This is a genomic window from Type-A symbiont of Plautia stali, from assembly GCF_059731155.1.
The window spans coordinates 864768-882375 of the sequence record NZ_AP035891.1 but is presented as its reverse complement, the minus strand read 5'-3'; the positions used below and the strand labels follow the sequence as shown (position 1 = coordinate 882375).

The following is a 17608-nucleotide window of genomic DNA, read 5'->3' as shown; positions in this document are numbered from 1 at the left end:
AGCGATCACGAATTGAATAAATGGCAGGAAGGATTGTCAGGGAAAGTGATAATAACGGGTTCCGGCCGGAGCCCGTTGCGGAAAATAAACTTACTCGTCTTCGAGATAGGTGTAGCCGTAAAGCCCACTCTCAAACTCTTCAAGGAACTGCGCCCGCAGCTCTTCGTCAATATCCTGCTGCTGTTTTACCTGATCGCGGAATAACGTCATCAGATCGTTAGGATTGAGCTGCACGTATTGCAGCATATCCGCCACGGTATCCCCTTCATCAGACAGCGGCACTTCTACGCTGCCATCCGGGAAGGCGAAGACGTCAACCGCTTCGGTATCGCCAAACAGGTTGTTCATATTGCCGAGGATTTCCTGATACGCCCCGACCATGAAGAAACCCAGCATCGGTGGATTATCCACATCGTACTCCGGCATTGGCATGGTGGTGGCAATACCGTCGCCGTCAACGTAGTGATCGATGGTGCCATCGGAATCACAGGTGATATCCAGCAGTACCGCACGACGCTGCGGGGTTTTGTTCAGTCCTTCCAGCGGCAGCACCGGGAACAGCTGATCGATGCCCCATGCATCCGGCATCGACTGGAACAGCGAGAAGTTGACGTAAATCTTGTCCGCCATGCGCTCCTGCAGCTCATCAATGATCGGCCGATGGGCGCGGTTGCTCGGGTCAAGGTGCTGCTGAATATAGTGACAGATGCTGAGATAAAGCTGCTCTGCCCAAGCGCGCTGACCGAGATCGTAGGTTCCTGACGAATAGCCGGTATGGATGTCGAATAGGTCCATCTGGCTGTCATGCAGCCATTCGCGCAGCGAACGGCGTACGCTCGGCTCGTGCATCTCCTGCTAGGTATCCCCCACAGGCTCTGAATAGGGCGCGGTGAGTCGGCATCCGGTGCGACCGGCGTACTGAATTCATTGCGCTCAACGCCGATGATGTTGGAGACCAGCACGGTATGGTGCGCGGTCACCGCAAGCCCCGATTCCGTAATCACGGTCGGATGCTCCAGACCGTGCTCTTCACAGGCGTCACCGATGGCCCAGATCACGTTGTTAGCGTATTCGTTCAGGCCGTAGTTGACCGAGCAGTCTGACTGCGAACGTGTGCCTTCGTAGTCAACCCCAAGCACGCCGGTGGCGATATCGCGAATATTGGACACTGCGAGCCGAGGTGGAAATGCAGCACCTGCAGGCTGTCAAGACGACCCGCTTTACGCATGATATCGACCAGCTGCAGCACCTGCGATGCCGCCAGACCAAATTTGGATTTCTCGCCGCCGCTCGACTGCCACTTACCAGAGCCCTGCGATGCCAGACGGGCGCGAATGCCGAGGCGCGGCACCACGTTCAGCCGCTCGGCTTCTTCCAGCACCAGGCGCACTTCGGTCATCTTCTCAATCACCAGATAGACTTTATGGCCAAGCTTTTCACCAATCAGCGCCAGACGGATATATTCGCGGTCTTTATAGCCGTTACATACAATCACCGAGCGGGTTTTCCCGGCGTGCGCCAGCACCGCCATCAGCTCGGCTTTGGAGCCGGCTTCCAGCCCTAGCGGCTCGCCGGAATTGACCAGCGATTCAATCACGCGCTTATGCTGGTTAACTTTGATTGGGTAAACCAGGAATTAGTCGCCCTTGTAGCCGTAAGATTCACGCGCGCGTTTATAAGGCGGCATTAATCGAACGCAGACGGTGCTGAAGAATTTGCGAGAAGCAGAACAGCGCTGGCCGTCGGCCTCGCGCTCTTTAACCAGCTTCGCCTGGTCAACGCGCACTTCCGGCTGATCCGGATCCGGGCAGACGCTGATGTGGCCGAGTTCGTTGACGTCGTAATAGTTGTTTCCCCACTAGGCAATGTTGTAGGTGCGCAGCATTCTGCTTGCGTCCTGATCGTTCATCGCCACCTCCTGCATCGAGCGGAGTACACCCTGTTCGCCAGCTGACGAACCCGTGATATTCTTCATGTCGTCAGACATCACGAACCTCAATTTTCCGTTGAAATATGAAAAAGTTGCCGGATTTTGCTGCTACTGCGCCGGACTGAAATTTCCTCATTCTGCTTATCTTGCCTCAGCAGGTTACTGTGCGCCTTACTGAGGTTAAGTGTAAAACACCGTGCCGGAGAAGCGGTGAACAACGGGGCAAAATCGTCCCGCATCACCTCACCACAGGCGAGTGAAACACAGCAGAGAAACTGGGGGAATAACTTAGCCGGCGCTCGTGTCGGGATAATTACCGCAGCGCAGAAAACTTCGACGAGAGAAAAGAGCAGAACTGGAAATGGAAAGGCGTGCCAGCGCGCCAGAACGGCGCCGTGAACCGAAGAGAGCGAAAATGTGGTTCATTGTTTTTATCACCTCCAGCGCCTGCTAACAGCATGCGGAAACGGAGTGGATGAAAATCAGATCAACAGCCTCTGACAGCGCGACGCACGGGGGCGTCATCCATGGGACAACTGCGGCGTTTTATACAGTCTGATGCGGCAAAATGCAAAATCTTTGTCGGCGCGCTGCGGCGGGTGTCAGGAAAATATTCCAGTTGATCTGTAGCGATAAATGCGGATGGCGAAAAAGCACTGGAAAAACGCGCACTGAGTGACCTAAAATAGCCGTCCAGATGGTTTTCCATCTAAACTGATTAACATCCAGGCGGTGTGAGCCTGGTACGCTGACACTTCCTACTGCTTGCGGCTTTGCCTGAAGGGGCGTCGAGCTGGCATCATCCCGCTTACGCTATGCAGTCGAATTCAAACCATTTGCAAAGTAAAGAACAGAATGGCTAAACACCTTTTTACATCCGAGTCCGTATCAGAAGGACATCCTGATAAAATCGCCGATCAGATTTCCGATGCCGTGCTGGACGCCATCCTTGAACAGGATCCCAAAGCACGCGTCGCCTGCGAAACCTACGTAAAAACAGGTATGGTGCTGGTTGGCGGTGAGATCACCACCAGCGCCTGGGTCGATATCGAAGAGATCACCCGTAGTACCGTACGTGAAATCGGCTATGTTCATTCCGATATGGGCTTTGATGCTAACTCTTGTGCGGTGCTAAGCGCGATTGGTAAACAGTCGCCGGACATCAACCAAGGCGTAGACCGCACCGACCCGCAGGAACAGGGCGCGGGCGACCAGGGCCTGATGTTTGGTTATGCGACCAATGAAACCGACGTGCTGATGCCGGCACCGGTGACCTACGCGCACCGTCTGGTGCAGCGTCAGGCTGAAGTGCGTAAAAACGGCACGCTGCCATGGCTGCGCCCGGATGCCAAAAGCCAGATTACCTTCCAGTACGACGGCGGCAAGATTGTCGGTATCGATGCGGTAGTGCTGTCAACTCAGCATTCAGAAGAGATTTCACAGGCCGATCTGCGTGAAGCGGTGATGGAAGAGATCATCAAACCGGTACTGCCGACCGAGTGGATTAACGCCAGCACCAAATACCACATCAACCCAACCGGTCGTTTCGTGATCGGCGGCCCAATGGGCGACTGCGGCCTGACCGGTCGTAAAATCATCGTCGATACCTACGGCGGCATGGCCCGTCACGGCGGCGGCGCGTTCTCCGGTAAAGACCCATCGAAAGTAGACCGCTCAGCGGCTTACGCTGCGCGCTACGTGGCGAAAAACATCGTTGCCGCTGGCCTGGCCGATCGCTGCGAAATCCAGGTTTCTTACGCGATTGGCGTGGCAGAACCGACCTCAATCATGGTGGAAACGTTCGGTACTGAGAAAGTTTCAACCGAACAGCTGACGCTGCTGGTGCGTGAGTTCTTCGACCTGCGTCCATATGGTCTGATTCAGATGATGGATCTGCTGAAGCCAATCTACAAAGAAACCGCTGCCTACGGTCACTTTGGTCGTGAACACTTCCCGTGGGAACAGACCGATAAAGCCGCCCAGCTGCGCGAGGCCTCAGGCCTTTAATCTACGCGGGTGCGGGCAACGGCTCTCCCCCCGAGCTTCTCTTACGGGAGAAGGTAAATCGAGCCCGCGCAAGCGGGCTTTTTTATAACAGCAAACTTTTATTTTAATGCGCTGAATGCACTACTTTTCCGTACACTCTCCGGAAGAGCATTAAAAATGCTATTTTTTTAGGTTTATAGTCAACTCACCCATATGCAACGAATAATAAACACTTCCAATATTTATAAAAACCGGATACTCTTTTAACAAGCATCTTTTTTCGCTTTTTATTTCTTCAAAGCAAATGTAATCTTCATCACTTTCGCCGGAGAAGTCCTTTTCTGAAAAAGATAAAGATTTATATCCGCCGTTAAAACTCACTATGAATATGGATTTTAAATCGTGTTGCTGCTGGTTCGGTAGCTGATCAATCATTGGCTTAAGTTTATTCACCCACCAATTCTCAAGTGCTTTACCTGATGAGGGGGATGCTGAACAACGACCATTAATGCGCCATTTTCCGGAAAAAAACCTTTTATTACGGGGTGATAGAAAGCTTCCATCCAAAAATCTTTTGAGAAAAAGACGGCACCCAATGTCAATATGACCATTGTGGCTTTAGCTGTTTTAAACATGATAACTCTAGTTTCTCATCCAAAGTGAAATTGGCATGATGTATTGATGATTGTAAGTCCGCTATTTCAGGTCGCCATGAATGGCGACCCTACATCTGAGCTGGTTACTTTTTGTAGGGTGCGCATTTATGCGCACCTAGATTACGTGCAGAGTTTTAATTGGGAAATGCACTCGTGCACCTGGATATCAGGAAAATTTATGTCTTATAAACTGCAATCTACACGTGGCGTACCCTTACCCCCTGCAACACCATCAACCTGAAGAAATAAGCTACTCATTATTCGATTTCCCTTTCCGAAGAAATTGTTCCTGACACCGATAGTATCATAAATAAACAATAACCATTCAGACAAAGTGGCTATTAACTTTGCCTCCGAACCAATCCAACGCGCCTCTGCACCATCACACTTTTTGTCTACACCACCGCAGGCGCATTTTTCAGCGCTGTCTACACTGTTAGCACTGCGCTTACAACGAAGTGTTAACGATTACATTTTGAAATCCTTTTAATATCTTTAATTTAGAGATTTTTCAGCGTAGTAACGGTGATGAAAATGCGTTATTTTCAGCGTCGTCTGATAGCCGATATTTATAGTGATGTCAGAAACTTAAAGGGTGCTATACCTTACTGGTTATGTGACTGATTCGGGCAAAAAATGCTGGATTACAGGGTTTCAGCGTGTGTAACCGATCACATCGATGTGATCGCACTCACTTTTTCCCGCAGGCAGCTTACTTAACATTGATAAAAACAAAGATGGATAAACTTCGGAGGCAATATGCCTAATAATACTCACAAAAGCAGAACCTCAAACAAGGCGATGACCCTGTTTGTCTGCTTTCTGGCCGCTCTGGCGGGCCTGCTGTTCGGTCTGGATATCGGCGTTATCGCCGGTGCCCTGCCCTTCATCGCGAAAGATTTCAACGTTACCGCACATCAGCAGGAGTGGATCGTCAGCTCAATGATGTTCGGTGCTGCGGTCGGTGCCGTAGGCAGCGGCTGGATGTCTTCGCGTCTCGGCCGTAAAAAGAGCCTGATGGCCGGTGCCATCCTGTTCGTTATCGGTTCACTGTGGTCGGCGATGGCGCCAACCCCGGAAATGCTGATTGCCGCACGCGTGGTGCTCGGCCTTGCCGTCGGCGTTGCCTCTTATACCGCACCGCTGTATCTCTCGGAAATCGCACCGGAGAAGATCCGCGGCAGTATGATTTCCCTGTATCAGCTGATGATCACCATCGGTATTCTCGGCGCTTACGTGTCTGACACAGCGTTCAGTGCGTCGGGCGACTGGCGCTGGATGCTGGGCATCATCACTATTCCGGCGGTACTGCTGCTGGTTGGCGTGGTGTTCCTGCCAAACAGCCCGCGCTGGCTGGCGGCGAAAGGTGACTTCCGCGATGCACAGCGCGTGCTTGACCGCCTGCGTGACACCAGCGAGCAGGCGAAACGCGAGCTGGATGAGATCCGCGAAAGCCTGAAGATCAAACAGTCCGGCTGGCAGCTGTTCCAGAGCAACAGCAACTTCCGCCGCGCGGTGTTCCTCGGCGTGCTGTTGCAGGTAATGCAGCAGTTCACCGGCATGAACGTCATCATGTACTACGCACCGAAAATCTTCGAAATCGCCGGCTTCGCCAATACCACGCAGCAAATGTGGGGCACCGTGATCGTTGGTGTGGTTAACGTGCTGGCGACCTTTATTGCTATCGGTCTGGTGGATCGCTGGGGCCGTAAACCAACGCTGGTGCTGGGCTTCCTGGTGATGGCGGCCGGCATGGGTATCCTCGGCACCATGCTGCACATTGGCATTAACTCTGCCGGTGAGCAGTACTTTGCCATCGCCATGCTGCTGATGTTTATTGTTGGCTTCGCGATGTCAGCCGGCCCGCTGATTTGGGTACTGTGTTCTGAAATCCAGCCGCTGAAAGGGCGTGATTTTGGTATCACCGTCTCTACCGCGACCAACTGGATTGCCAACATGATCGTTGGTGCCACCTTCCTGACCATGCTGAACTCGCTGGGCAACGCGCCGACTTTCTGGGTCTACGCCGCGCTGAACGTGTTCTTTATTCTGCTGACGGTCGCGCTGATTCCGGAGACCAAAAACGTCTCGCTGGAGCACATCGAGCGCAACCTGATGTCGGGCAAAAAACTGCGCGATATCGGCCAGCAGTAAGGCCAGATGCGTTAACCGGGGCTGCCGCAGGGCGGCCCTTTTTTTATCTGCCGCCTGTGCGCATGCAGTTGCGTCCCCTGCTACAACGCCTTATGCTGCCGCACATGAAAACGCCACGTGTGCCCATCGCCCTGCAACAAGCCGTCATGCGCTCGCTGCGCCATTTTTTGCAGCTGGCTCAGCAAAAACTCGAACGTCATTTCGATGAGCCGACGCTGGTTTATCAGCAGCGCGGCACGGCCGCAGGCACCGCGTGGCTGGAGCAGTGGCAAATTCGCCTCAACCCGGTGCTGCTGCTGGAAAACCAGCAGGCTTTTATTGATGAAGTGGTGCCGCATGAGCTGGCGCATCTGCTGGTGTGGAAAACCTTCGGCCGCGTACCGCCGCACGGCAAAGAGTGGAAGTGGATGATGGAGGACGTGCTTGGCGTGCCCGCCCGGCGCACCCACCAGTTCGAAATCACTTCGGTGCGCAGCAATACCTTCCCCTATCGCTGTCGCTGTCAGCAACATCAGCTGACGGTACGCCGCCACAACCGCGTGATGCGTGGTGAGAGCGAATATCGCTGCGTGCATTGCGGTACGCTGCTGCAACCCGGTAAATAAGTCCGCGATTCTCATTCCCCGCGCCCGACAATTCTGTTACCCTGCCGCCCTTTTTCGGTACCAGGTTACTTTTTGGAATATGTCTCGCAAAACGCTGTTATTACTCTCTCTGCTGATCGCGCCGCTCAGCGCGTACAGCCTCAGTCTCACCCATTACAACCAGAACAATTTTCAGCAGGCGAAAGTGGTCGCTGCAAAGATCAACGCGGATGCGCCGGCGGATTTTTACTGCGGCTGCAAAATCAGCTGGCACGGTAAAAAAGGCGTGCCGGATCTCAGCAGCTGCGGTTATAGCGTGCGCAAGAACGCCAACCGCGCGCAACGCATCGAGTGGGAACACGTCATGCCGGCGTGGGAGTTTGGTCATCAGCGTCAGTGCTGGCAAAACGGCGGACGCAAAAACTGCAGCAAAGACGCAGATTATCGCCGCATCGAAAGCGATCTGCACAACCTGCAGCCAGCCATCGGTGAAGTGAACGGCGACCGCAATAACTTCCAGTACAGCCAGTGGAACGGTGGCGAGCAGCCGTACGGTCAGTGCAGCATGAAGATCGATTTTAAGCAGAAGCGCGCCGAGCCTCCCGAGCGCGCGCGCGGTGCCATCGCCCGCACCTACTTCTATATGCGCGACCAGTATCATCTGCGCCTGTCACGCCAGCAAACCCAGCTGTTCACCGTGTGGAACAAGCAGTATCCGGTCACGCCGTGGGAGTGCGAACGCGACCAACGCATCGCTGCGGTGCAGGGAAATCACAATTCCTGGGTACAGCAGGCTTGCCAGCGCTGAAAGCGCTACCCTACACTAGCTTTTTTCGATTGGGCCGCATCGCGCGATGCGGCATAACGCCGGCAGGAACCGCATGCGCATACCCCGCATTTATCACCCCGAAGCTTTAATGGTAAACAGTGAAATTCTGCTTGATGAGGATGCCGCCAACCACGTCGACCGCGTGCTGCGCATGAGCGCCGGACAGCAGATCGAGCTGTTTGATGGCAGTAATCTGACTTTTAGCGCCCAAATCACCCAGGCCGACAAAAAGCGTGTAAAAGTAAAGGTCCTTGCCAGCCAGCCTGACGATCGCAAATCCCCGCTGCACTTACACCTCGGTCAGGTGATGTCGCGCGGTGAAAAAATGGAATTCACTATCCAGAAATCGATCGAACTGGGCGTGAATGTGATTACGCCCTTGTTTTCTGAACGCTGTGGCGTAAAGCTGGATGCCGAACGCCTGGCGAAAAAGATTCAGCAGCGGCAGAAAATTGCCATCGCCGCCTGCGAGCAGTGCGGTCGTAATCGCGTGCCGGAAATCCGCGCCGCGATGACGCTCGAAGCCTGGTGCGCCGAAGCGGATGACGGCCTGAAGCTCAACCTGCATCCGCGCGCCAGCCACAGCATCAATACGCTGCCGCAGCCGGTCAAGCGCGTACGACTGCTGATTGACGACCCGGAAGGCGGCCTGTCGGCAGAGGAGATTACCATGACGGCGTAGCACGGCTTTACCGATATCCTGCTCGGTCCGCGCGTTTTGCGCACCGAAACCACGGCGCTCACCGCTATCACGGCACTTCAGGTGAGGTTTGGTGACCTCGGTTAAGGGATACTTTCAGCCCGAAGACAGACGCAGATAACTGACCAGCACAACGCTTTCGCACGGAACGGGGTGGCTGAATTCCCCTTTGAGGAGAGAATAATGATTAAGCTTGGCATCGTTATGGACCCGATTTCGTCCATCAACATTAAAAAAGACTCCAGCTTCGCCATGTTGCTGGAAGCACAGCGCCGCGGTTATGAAATTCACTACATGGAGATGGGCGATCTGTCGCTGCGTGGTGGCGTGACTTATGCGTGCACCCGTCTGCTGAGCGTCGAGCAGAACTACGATCAGTGGTACACGTTTGGCAGCGAGCAGACTATCCTGCTGGCCGATCTTAACGTGGTGCTGATGCGTAAAGACCCGCCGTTTGATACCGAGTTTATCTACGCAACCTATCTGCTGGAGCGCGCGGAAGAGCAAGGCACGCTGATCGTTAACAAACAGCAGAGTCTGCGTGACTGCAACGAAAAACTCTACACCGCCTGGTTTGCCGACCTGACACCAGACACGCTGGTGACGCGCAACAAAGAGCAGCTGCGCGCTTTCTGGCAGGAGCATGGCGATGTGATCTTCAAGCCGCTCGGTGGCATGGGCGGCGCGTCGATTTTCCGCATCAAAAAAGATGATGCCAACTTCGGCGTGATCACCGAAACGCTGACCAACCACGGTCAGTTCTTCTGCATGGCGCAAAATTATCTGCCGGCGATCAAAGACGGTGATAAACGCGTGCTGGTGGTCGATGGTGAACCGGTGCCATACTGCTTGGCGCGCATTCCGCAGGGCGGCGAAACCCGTGGCAACCTCGCCGCCGGTGGCCGCGGCGAAGCCCGTCCGCTGAGCGACAGCGACTGGGAAATTGCCCGCCGCGTAGGTCCGACGTTGAAAGCCAAAGGGCTGATTTTTGTCGGCCTCGATATTATCGGTGATAAACTGACAGAAGTTAACGTCACCAGCCCAACCTGCATCCGCGAAATCGAGGCGGCGTTTCCGGTCTCCATCACCGGCATGCTAATGGACGCGATTGAAAAACGTTTGGGCTGAGGATGCCGCAGGAGTGAGAGCTCCGTGAACCACCCAAAGCCGGTGCAGCCGTTCAGCACCGGCTATTTTTGGTAAACGAGTGAGAATGAATTTACAGCACCATTTCTTGATTGCGATGCCGTCGCTGCAGGACCCTTTCTTCAAACGCTCGGTGGTGTATATCTGCGAGCATAACGAAGAGGGTGCCATGGGTTTGATCGTTAACAAGCCGTTGGACAACCTGACGGTCGAAGGCATCCTGAAAAAACTTAAAATCAGCCCATCAGAACGGGATCCTGCCATCAAACTGGACAAACCGGTGTTTGCCGGTGGTCCGCTGGCGGAAGATCGTGGCTTTATTCTGCACTCGGCCCAGCGCGTGTTCTCCTCCAGTATCCGCATTTCTGACAATACGGTGATCACCACTTCACGCGATGTGCTGGAAGCGATCGGCACGCGTGAACAACCAGAGAACGTGCTGGTAGCGCTGGGTTATTGCGCGTGGGAGAAGGATCAGCTGGAAAATGAGCTGCTGGAGAATGCCTGGCTGACCACGCCGGCCAATACGCAAATCCTGTTCCAGACGCCGATTGCCGAACGCTGGCGTGAAGCCGCACGCAGCATGGGTGTGGACATCCACAACATGACCAGCGATGCAGGGCACGCCTGATGGCCAGTGAAACGCTGCTCGGCTTTGACTTCGGTACCAAAAGCATCGGCGTCGCCATCGGGCAACAGCTGACCGGCACTGCGCGACCGCTCACCGCGCTGAAAGCGCAGGACGGCACGCCGGACTGGGAGCTAATAGGTAAGCTGCTGAAAGAGTGGCGGCCGGATTGCGTGGTGGTTGGCCTGCCGCTCAACATGGACGGCAGCGAACAGCCGCTGACGGCGCGCGCGCGCAAGTTTGCTAACCGGCTGCACGGCCGCTTCGGCGTGCGTGTGGAGCTGCAGGATGAGCGCCTGAGCACCGTTGAAGCGCGTGCCGACCTGTTCGAACGCGGCGGCTATCGCGCGCTGCAGAAAGGCCATATCGATTCGCAGTCCGCGGTGATTATCCTGCAGGACTGGTTCGAGACGCATTAAATCAGCCTGAACGCGGCCGCGCGGTTTCGCGCCGCCGTGTCGGCGGTTCTCAGGACACTTCCCCGCTCAAATTAATCCCGCCTCGCGCCGGGCCTGCTCGCTCTGGGCGAAAGTCTGCATCCCCGCCTGCGCGCCGGTCTGCAACACACCGGGCAGCTGATGCATTTTACCTTCGCGGATCAGGTTAGCTACCGCCGGCGTCGCCACCAGTACTTCAAACAGGCCAATGCGGCCGCCGGCTTTGGCGGCGACTAAACGCTGCGCCAGCACCGCTTTCAGGCTGCCGGCCAGCTGCGTGCGCACGAGGTTTTTCTCCTCGGCCGGAAACACATCCACCAGCCGGTTCACCGCCTGCGTCGCGTCACGCGTATGCAGCGTGGCCAGCACCAGATGGCCGGTCTCAGCAGCGGTCAGCGCCAGCCGGATGGTTTCTCTGTCGCGCAGCTCACCCAGCAGGATTACATCCGGATCTTCACGCAGTGCCGCTTTTAATCCGAGCTGAAACGAAGCGCAGTGCGCGCCGATTTCGCGCTGCTGAATCAGCGAACGCTGGCTGTGGTGGACGAACTCGATCGGATCTTCCAGCGTGATAATGTGCCGCACCTGCTGACGATTGAGGCTATCCACCAGCGCCGCCAGCGTGGTGGATTTGCCGCTGCCGGTCGCGCCGGTGATGAGGATAAGCCCTTCCTCCAGCTGCAGCAGCGAGCGCACCACGTCCGGCAGCTGCAGGCGCGCCATATCTGGTGGCTGGCTGGCAATCAGCCGCAGCGCCAGCGCCAGTCCGTGACGCTGGCGGAACAGATTGGCGCGCAGCCGGCTGCCGTTGCCGAGCGTGATGGCGAAATCGACGTGACCGCTGCCAGCTAACTCGCTGCGCGGCGCTAAGCCACTGCTCGCTAAAGGCCTGCAGCCAGCTATCAGGCAAGGTGTTCTGTTGCGGTATTGGCTCCAGCACGCCCTGCCGGCGCCAGTGCGGTAAATGTCCGCTGCAAAGGTGCAGATCGGCCGCGTTATGCTTTACACTAAGCGCCACAACGTCATCTAAATCCATTTAACTTCTCCTGACTATGACTTCCATTGAGCACAACTTACAGCAAGTGCGCGAGCGTATCGCTGCTGCCGCCGCGCGTTGCGGCCGCGCACCAGAAGAAATTACGCTGCTTGCAGTGAGCAAAACCAAACCTGCGAGCGCTATCGCAGAAGCCATTGCCGCCGGACAGCGCGCCTTCGGTGAAAATTACGTGCAGGAAGGGGTTGAAAAAGTTGCCGAACTGGCCGCACATCCTGATCTACAATGGCACTTTATCGGGCCGTTACAATCCAATAAAAGCCGTCTGGTGGCGGAAAACTTTGCCTGGTGTCACACCGTTGACCGCCTGCGTATCGCGCAGCGGCTTAACGATCAGCGTCCGGCCGCGCTGCCGCCACTCAACGTGTTAATTCAGGTAAATATCAGTGACGAGCACAGCAAATCTGGCATCATGCTGGAGGCCGTCGCCGGGCTGGCACAACAGATTGCCGCCCTGCCGCGTTTGCGCCTGCGTGGACTGATGGCGATTCCGGCGCCTGAGCAGGATTACGCGCGCCAGCTGGCGGTGTGCCAACAGATGGCCAGCGCGTTTCGCGCCTTGCAACAGGACTATCCTGACGTCGATACGCTTTCTCTGGGAATGAGCGACGATATGGATGCGGCGATTGCCGCAGGCAGTACGATGGTGCGCATCGGCATCACGGTATTTGGCGCGCGGGATTATGCACGCCCTTCACAACAATAATTGAGGAACCTCATGTTAACACTGATGTTTTTAGTCAAAACGCTGATTGATCTGTACGTGATGGTGCTGCTGCTGCGCATCTGGATGCAGTGGTCACGCTGTGACTTTTACAATCCGCTGGCGCAGTTTGTCGTGAAGATCACCCAGCCGATTGTTAAACCACTGTGCCGCATTTTGCCGGCGCTGGGACCGATTGACACCGCGTCACTGCTGCTGGCATTCGTGCTGACCACCCTGAAATATCCGATTCTTCTGCTGATTCAGGTCGAGGTGTTCTCCGTCGATCCGACCAACCTGCTGGTGGGCCTGCTGTCGCTGGTCAAATCCGCCGGCTATCTGGTGTTCTGGGTGATAATCATTCGCTCGCTGATGAGCTGGATCAGCCAGGGACGCGGTGCGATGGACTATGTGCTGATCCAACTGACCGAACCGCTGATGGCGCCGATTCGCCGTATCCTGCCGGCGATGGGCGGCATCGATTTTTCGGCGATGATCGTGATTCTGGTGCTATATGCGCTGAACTTCCTAGGTATGGACCTGTTCCCGGGTCTCTGGTACCTGCTGTAATTTGTTAATCTGGAACTGTTATGCAAAAAGTTGTGCTCTCCACCGGTAATCCGGGCAAAGTACGTGAACTGGCCGATCTGTTAGCGGCCTTCGGCCTGGACCTGGATATCGTGGCGCAAACCGAGCTGGGCGTAGAGTCTGCCGAAGAGACCGGGCTGACCTTTATCGAAAACGCCATCCTGAAAGCGCGTCACGCGGCGCAGATCACCGGCCTGCCGGCGATTGCCGATGACTCCGGGCTGGCGGTCGATGCGCTGGGCGGCGCGCCGAGCATTTACTCGGCGCGCTATGCCGGCGTTGATGCCAGCGACCAGCAGAACCGCGACAAACTGCTGCAGGCACTGAAGGAGGTGCCGGACGGCGAGCGCCAGGCACAGTTCCACTGCGTGCTGGTGTACGTGCGTCACGCCGCCGACCCGACGCCGCTGGTGTTCCACGGCAGCTGGGCCGGGGAGATTACCCGCGCGGCCGCCGGTGAAGGCGGTTTCGGTTATGATCCGCTCTTCTACGTGCCGGCGCTGGGTAAAACCGCGGCCGAGCTGAGCAAGGATGAAAAGCGTGCCGTGTCGCACCGGGGTAAAGCATTGACGCTGCTGCTGGAAGCGATGCGCAATGCCTGAGTTACCTCCGTTAAGCCTTTATATCCACATCCCGTGGTGCGTGCAGAAATGTCCGTACTGCGACTTCAACTCGCACGCGCTCAAAGGCGAAGTGCCGCACGGCGAGTATGTGCAACATCTGCTCAACGATCTTGACCAGGATCTGCCGCTGTCCGCCGGGCGCGAAGTGCGCACCATCTTCATCGGCGGCGGCACGCCCAGCCTGCTGAGCAGCGAGGCGATGCAGCAGCTGATGGACGGCGTACGCGCGCGCCTGCCGCTGGCGATGGACGCCGAAATCACCATGGAAGCCAATCCGGGCACAGTGGAAGCCGATCGCTTCAGCGGCTATCAGCGGGCGGGCATTAACCGGATTTCGATTGGCGTGCAGAGTTTCAGTCCGCAAAAGCTGACGCGCCTAGGCCGCATCCACGGTCCGGACGAGGCGCGCCGCGCGGCACAGCTGGCGGCCGGTCTCGGCCTGCGCAGCTTTAACCTCGACCTGATGCACGGCCTGCCGGATCAGTCGCTGGAAGAGGCGCCGGACGATTTGCGCCAAGCGATTGCCCTCAACCCGCCGCATCTGTCGTGGTATCAGCTGACCATTGAGCCCAACACGCTGTTTGGTTCACGCCCGCCGGTTTTGCCGGATGACGATGCGCTGTGGGATATCTTTGAGCAGGGTCATCAGCTGCTGAGCGCCGCAGGTTATCAGCAGTATGAAACCTCGGCCTACGCCAAACCGGGCTATCGCTGCGAGCATAACCTGAATTACTGGCGCTTCGGTGATTACCTCGGCATCGGCTGTGGCGCGTACGGCAAGCTGACGCAGCCGGACGGGCGCATCGTGCGCACGGTGAAAACCCGTCATCCGCGCGGTTTTATGAAGGGCAACTATCTGGATAAGCAGCATGACGTGCCGGACGAGGACAAGCCGTTCGAGTTCTTTATGAACCGTTTCCGCCTGCTGGAAGCCGCGCCGCGCGCCGACTTTCAGCGCTACACCGGGCTGGACGAGGCAGTGATTCGCCCGCAGATCGACGCAGCCATCGCCGCCGGTTATGTGCAGGAACAGCCAGAACACTGGCAGATCACCGAAAAAGGCAAGCTGTTCCTGAATTCGCTGCTGGAGCTGTTCATGTAAATTCAGCGGAGAAGGCGTACGCCTTTTCCGCTGGCAGCCGTACTGCGCGGCACGGCTGCATCCCTTACGGTCAGGCGATCATCACCTCATTATTGATCAGCAGCGTCGCGCTGTGGTCGAGACTCTCAAACACCTGCCACACTTTACCACCGCTCTGCTGCGTCCCCTGCTGCTGCCACTGCTGATAAAATTGCGTGCTATCGCTGAGCTGCACCACGTCGCCGGCATCACCATCAATCAGCCAGCTGCGCGTGCGCTCTGGCAGCAACACATCCTGGTGCGCCTGCTGCAAGAGCTGCTGCGCATCCAGCTGCAGCAGATTGTCCCCTGAGCCGGTGAGATCGATATGTTGCAGGCCGTTGATATGCTGCGTCAGCTGCTGATGTTCTCCTTCCACTATCAGCGTTGGGAAATCCAGTTTTGACTGTCCACGCTGTGCTGCCAGCCACAGATCAACCTCGGTGAGATGCAACTCGCTACCTTGCTGCTCCTGTTCCTGCGGCTGAGGTGTCTGGTGTTGTTGCACTAACTTATCCTGTTTGCCCCAGCGAACGGTATCAATCACCCAGCCAACATCAATCGTGATCGACCAGCCCCAATTATTGCGGATACAGGGGTCCTGCGCAGAGTTCACCTGAATGTAACCAATTTGCTTACCTGCGGGCGCATCCCAAGTGAAGGTATTAAATTCGCTTTCACGCCAGGTGCGGCTGATCGGCGTCAGATATTCACGCCCCAGTAACTCACCGGTGGGTGAGAAAATATCCACGAAGGTATTGGAGTTGTTCAGTTTGCCATAATGAAACTCGACGTAATTGGTCGCGCCGAAATCAAACTGCACCTTTGAATAGTTGAGCAGGGTCAGCGCGCTACTGTCATGATTAGTTGGCCGATTGACGATGCCAGTGTAGTAGCAGGGCGCGTTAGTGCCGTGCCTGAGTTCAGTCACCTTCAAATCACCATATTGATACACCCGGCCGGTTTGCCAGTTAGTACTGGCGCGGCAGTTCCAGTTCTCTTCACCAAAACTGTGCTTCACGCCAGAGTCATATAGTTAATCGCCCAGTTGGGCGCATAGTTGCTGATATTACCCGCCAGATCGACCGCTTTTACCGTAAAGTTGTTGGTACCCGGCTGCATGTCGCGGTCCGGGGTAATCTGTCAGCGGCCATCGGCCCCCACCGTCGCGCTGCCAGCTGCCACGCCGTTCTGGTACAGCGTCACCTGACTGTAAGGCTCGGCCTGTCCGGAAAAATCGAGCCGCTTATCGTCGGTGGTCTGGCTCGGCAGCACCGGCTGGATGGTGCCGACGTCATCGATAGCCTGCAGGATGGTGGGCGTATTGATACTGGTGTCGATGGTCAGCGTCCAGCTGTCGCTCCATTGACTGACGTTACCGGCTTTATCGTTGCTGCGGCTGCGAAAACGCCAGTCGCCGTCCGGCAGCAGATCCTGCGGCGGCGTCCAGTGCCAGTGGCCGCTGCTGTCGACGGTGGCCGTACCGCCGACAATCCACTTACCGCCCGGTGCGGCATACTGAATGCGCACCACGCTGCCGGGCTCGGCTTCGCCGTGCAGTTCAGGCCGGACATCATCGGTGGGTTTGCCGCGGCCAAACTGGCCCTGATACAGCCCACGATTGTCGTCGTAATAGCTGAACGTTGGCGTTTCCGGGGTAAGCGTATCGAGATGAAAGGTCCACTTCGGCGACGGCTGACTGCGGTTGTCGGCGCGGTCCTCAGCCTGCGCCGTCAGGTTATAGGTTCCGTCCTGCGGCAGATCGAGCTGCGCCTGCCAGTTGCCCTGCGCATCGGCACGGACAGAGGCGAGAAGTTGGTTGCCATCATAGAGATAAACCAGCGCGTTGGCTTCCGCCTGCCCACGTACCACCGGCTGGTCATCGTCGGTATAGCCGTTACGCCTGATGCTGTTACCGTCCTCCACGCCGCCGGCAACGTGGTCTTCAATCGCTGCGATGATCGGTCTGGCGGGCGGATGGGTATCGATATTGTAATCAACGCGCGTGGGTGCGCTGTTATTGCCGGCGGCATCCACGGCGGTGAACGTTAGCTGGTATTCACCATCGGCCATCGGCTGCAGCGGCATCCACTCGAAGTGGCCATTGATCACCGGCACGCGTAGCGGGTTGCCACCGTTAACCGTCACGATGACTTCAACGGCGTCCGGCGTTTGCACCGTTCCCTGCCAGCGTTTTTGCGGGTCGTTGTACCAGCCGCGTTCGGCAAAGATAACGACAGGTGGCGATAATATCGGATGTGAACTGGAAGTAGAGGTGTCAGAAAATAACATAAAATTTACTTAAAAATAAATAAGTTCAATAGGATGAATGCCCGTTGATATAGTTATTAAAGCGGAAATTTTGCCGTTATCAGATTCGTCCCGAATCTAAGACAACCCGTTAAATCACTGCTTAAAAGCCGCGGGGATAAAAAAGGCGCCACTGTTCAGAAGAACAATGACGCCGTTA

15 protein-coding genes and 3 pseudogenes are annotated in these 17608 nt (G+C 56.3%); 12 read left to right on the top strand and 6 right to left on the bottom strand.

Going from position 1 to position 17608, the window contains the following annotated elements:
* Window positions 1-90: 90 nt before the first annotated feature.
* Window positions 91-1987: pseudogene (gene speA, locus AC6I8M_RS04705) on the bottom strand (biosynthetic arginine decarboxylase).
* Between the two features lie 798 nt (window positions 1988-2785).
* Here speA and metK point away from each other — a divergent pair.
* Window positions 2786-3937: a methionine adenosyltransferase gene (metK, locus tag AC6I8M_RS04700; RefSeq protein ID WP_010617035.1), complete on the top strand. Its 1152-nt coding sequence runs from the start codon at window positions 2786-2788 to the stop codon at window positions 3935-3937.
* A gap of 159 nt (window positions 3938-4096) precedes the next feature.
* Here metK and AC6I8M_RS04695 read toward each other — a convergent pair whose 3' ends face one another.
* Both AC6I8M_RS04695 and AC6I8M_RS04690 read right to left on the bottom strand, forming a co-directional pair.
* Window positions 4097-4369 carry a DUF943 family protein gene (locus AC6I8M_RS04695; RefSeq protein WP_022548904.1) on the bottom strand — a complete coding sequence of 91 codons (273 nt, stop codon included), beginning with the start codon at window positions 4367-4369 and terminating at the stop codon, window positions 4097-4099.
* Window positions 4366-4551 (bottom strand): hypothetical protein, encoded by a 186-nt coding sequence (locus AC6I8M_RS04690; RefSeq protein ID WP_153005911.1) that lies wholly within the window; start codon window positions 4549-4551, stop codon window positions 4366-4368. Before AC6I8M_RS04690 ends, AC6I8M_RS04695 begins: the two co-directional genes overlap by 4 nt.
* A 780-nt stretch (window positions 4552-5331) precedes the next feature.
* Here AC6I8M_RS04690 and AC6I8M_RS04685 point away from each other — a divergent pair.
* The 7 genes and pseudogenes from AC6I8M_RS04685 to ruvX all read left to right on the top strand — a co-directional run bounded on the left by AC6I8M_RS04685 (window position 5332) and on the right by ruvX (window position 11032).
* Window positions 5332-6726 carry a sugar porter family MFS transporter gene (locus AC6I8M_RS04685; RefSeq protein ID WP_010617033.1) on the top strand — a complete coding sequence of 465 codons (1395 nt, stop codon included), beginning with the start codon at window positions 5332-5334 and terminating at the stop codon, window positions 6724-6726.
* Between the two features lie 104 nt (window positions 6727-6830).
* On the top strand, window positions 6831-7331 hold the full coding sequence (locus tag AC6I8M_RS04680; protein ID WP_010617032.1) for a SprT family zinc-dependent metalloprotease: 501 nt from the start codon (window positions 6831-6833) through the stop codon (window positions 7329-7331).
* A 79-nt stretch (window positions 7332-7410) separates the two neighbouring features.
* Window positions 7411-8118: a deoxyribonuclease I gene (endA, locus tag AC6I8M_RS04675; RefSeq protein ID WP_010617031.1), complete on the top strand. Its 708-nt coding sequence runs from the start codon at window positions 7411-7413 to the stop codon at window positions 8116-8118.
* Between the two features lie 73 nt (window positions 8119-8191).
* A pseudogene (rsmE, locus tag AC6I8M_RS04670) lies at window positions 8192-8926 on the top strand (16S rRNA (uracil(1498)-N(3))-methyltransferase).
* Window positions 8927-9022: 96 nt separating this feature from the next.
* Entirely contained in the window at window positions 9023-9967 is a 945-nt protein-coding gene (gshB, locus tag AC6I8M_RS04665; RefSeq protein WP_010617029.1) for a glutathione synthase, read from the top strand.
* 85 nt (window positions 9968-10052) lie between these two features.
* A complete protein-coding gene (locus tag AC6I8M_RS04660) occupies window positions 10053-10616 on the top strand; it encodes a YqgE/AlgH family protein (protein WP_058948726.1) in 564 nt (187 codons plus the stop codon).
* Window positions 10616-11032 (top strand): Holliday junction resolvase RuvX, encoded by a 417-nt coding sequence (gene ruvX / locus AC6I8M_RS04655; RefSeq protein WP_010617027.1) that lies wholly within the window; start codon window positions 10616-10618, stop codon window positions 11030-11032. The genes AC6I8M_RS04660 and ruvX overlap by 1 nt, the downstream gene beginning before the upstream one ends.
* A 66-nt stretch (window positions 11033-11098) precedes the next feature.
* On the opposite strand, the pseudogene AC6I8M_RS04650 reads toward ruvX, so the two are convergent.
* Window positions 11099-12086 (bottom strand): annotated as a pseudogene (locus tag AC6I8M_RS04650) (type IV pilus twitching motility protein PilT).
* A gap of 16 nt (window positions 12087-12102) precedes the next feature.
* Here AC6I8M_RS04650 and AC6I8M_RS04645 point away from each other — a divergent pair.
* From AC6I8M_RS04645 to hemW, 4 genes are read left to right on the top strand one after another with little or no spacing between them, the layout of a single operon-like run.
* Window positions 12103-12810 carry a YggS family pyridoxal phosphate-dependent enzyme gene (locus AC6I8M_RS04645; protein ID WP_010617025.1) on the top strand — a complete coding sequence of 236 codons (708 nt, stop codon included), beginning with the start codon at window positions 12103-12105 and terminating at the stop codon, window positions 12808-12810.
* Window positions 12811-12822: 12 nt separating this feature from the next.
* Window positions 12823-13377: a YggT family protein gene (locus AC6I8M_RS04640; RefSeq protein WP_010617024.1), complete on the top strand. Its 555-nt coding sequence runs from the start codon at window positions 12823-12825 to the stop codon at window positions 13375-13377.
* Between the two features lie 20 nt (window positions 13378-13397).
* Complete coding sequence (rdgB, locus tag AC6I8M_RS04635) at window positions 13398-13997, top strand: RdgB/HAM1 family non-canonical purine NTP pyrophosphatase (RefSeq protein WP_010617023.1); 600 nt, start codon at window positions 13398-13400, stop codon at window positions 13995-13997.
* A complete protein-coding gene (gene hemW, locus AC6I8M_RS04630; protein ID WP_010617022.1) occupies window positions 13990-15120 on the top strand; it encodes a radical SAM family heme chaperone HemW in 1131 nt (376 codons plus the stop codon). Before rdgB ends, hemW begins: the two co-directional genes overlap by 8 nt.
* Before the next feature lie 70 nt (window positions 15121-15190).
* Here hemW and AC6I8M_RS04625 read toward each other — a convergent pair whose 3' ends face one another.
* Together AC6I8M_RS04625 and AC6I8M_RS04620 are read right to left on the bottom strand one after the other, a co-directional pair.
* The gene (locus tag AC6I8M_RS04625; protein ID WP_010617021.1) at window positions 15191-16159 is read right to left on the bottom strand and encodes a hypothetical protein; all 969 of its coding nucleotides are present in this window, start codon (window positions 16157-16159) and stop codon (window positions 15191-15193) included.
* A gap of 122 nt (window positions 16160-16281) precedes the next feature.
* On the bottom strand, window positions 16282-17430 hold the full coding sequence (locus tag AC6I8M_RS04620) for an Ig-like domain-containing protein (protein WP_022548909.1): 1149 nt from the start codon (window positions 17428-17430) through the stop codon (window positions 16282-16284).
* Window positions 17431-17608: the final 178 nt, after the last annotated feature.

What these genes read in the sequence shown, in the direction of transcription:
- metK (WP_010617035.1), top strand. Translation starts at nt 2,786, where the DNA reads ATGGCTAAACACCTTTTTACATCCGAGTCCGTATCAGAAGGACATCCT.
- AC6I8M_RS04690 (WP_153005911.1), bottom strand. Translation starts at nt 4,551, where the DNA reads ATGTTTAAAACAGCTAAAGCCACAATGGTCATATTGACATTGGGTGCC.
- AC6I8M_RS04685 (WP_010617033.1), top strand. Translation starts at nt 5,332, where the DNA reads ATGCCTAATAATACTCACAAAAGCAGAACCTCAAACAAGGCGATGACC.
- AC6I8M_RS04680 (WP_010617032.1), top strand. Translation starts at nt 6,831, where the DNA reads ATGAAAACGCCACGTGTGCCCATCGCCCTGCAACAAGCCGTCATGCGC.
- endA (WP_010617031.1), top strand. Translation starts at nt 7,411, where the DNA reads ATGTCTCGCAAAACGCTGTTATTACTCTCTCTGCTGATCGCGCCGCTC.
- gshB (WP_010617029.1), top strand. Translation starts at nt 9,023, where the DNA reads ATGATTAAGCTTGGCATCGTTATGGACCCGATTTCGTCCATCAACATT.
- AC6I8M_RS04660 (WP_058948726.1), top strand. Translation starts at nt 10,053, where the DNA reads ATGAATTTACAGCACCATTTCTTGATTGCGATGCCGTCGCTGCAGGAC.
- ruvX (WP_010617027.1), top strand. Translation starts at nt 10,616, where the DNA reads ATGGCCAGTGAAACGCTGCTCGGCTTTGACTTCGGTACCAAAAGCATC.
- AC6I8M_RS04645 (WP_010617025.1), top strand. Translation starts at nt 12,103, where the DNA reads ATGACTTCCATTGAGCACAACTTACAGCAAGTGCGCGAGCGTATCGCT.
- AC6I8M_RS04640 (WP_010617024.1), top strand. Translation starts at nt 12,823, where the DNA reads ATGTTAACACTGATGTTTTTAGTCAAAACGCTGATTGATCTGTACGTG.
- rdgB (WP_010617023.1), top strand. Translation starts at nt 13,398, where the DNA reads ATGCAAAAAGTTGTGCTCTCCACCGGTAATCCGGGCAAAGTACGTGAA.
- hemW (WP_010617022.1), top strand. Translation starts at nt 13,990, where the DNA reads ATGCCTGAGTTACCTCCGTTAAGCCTTTATATCCACATCCCGTGGTGC.
- AC6I8M_RS04620 (WP_022548909.1), bottom strand. Translation starts at nt 17,430, where the DNA reads ATGTTATTTTCTGACACCTCTACTTCCAGTTCACATCCGATATTATCG.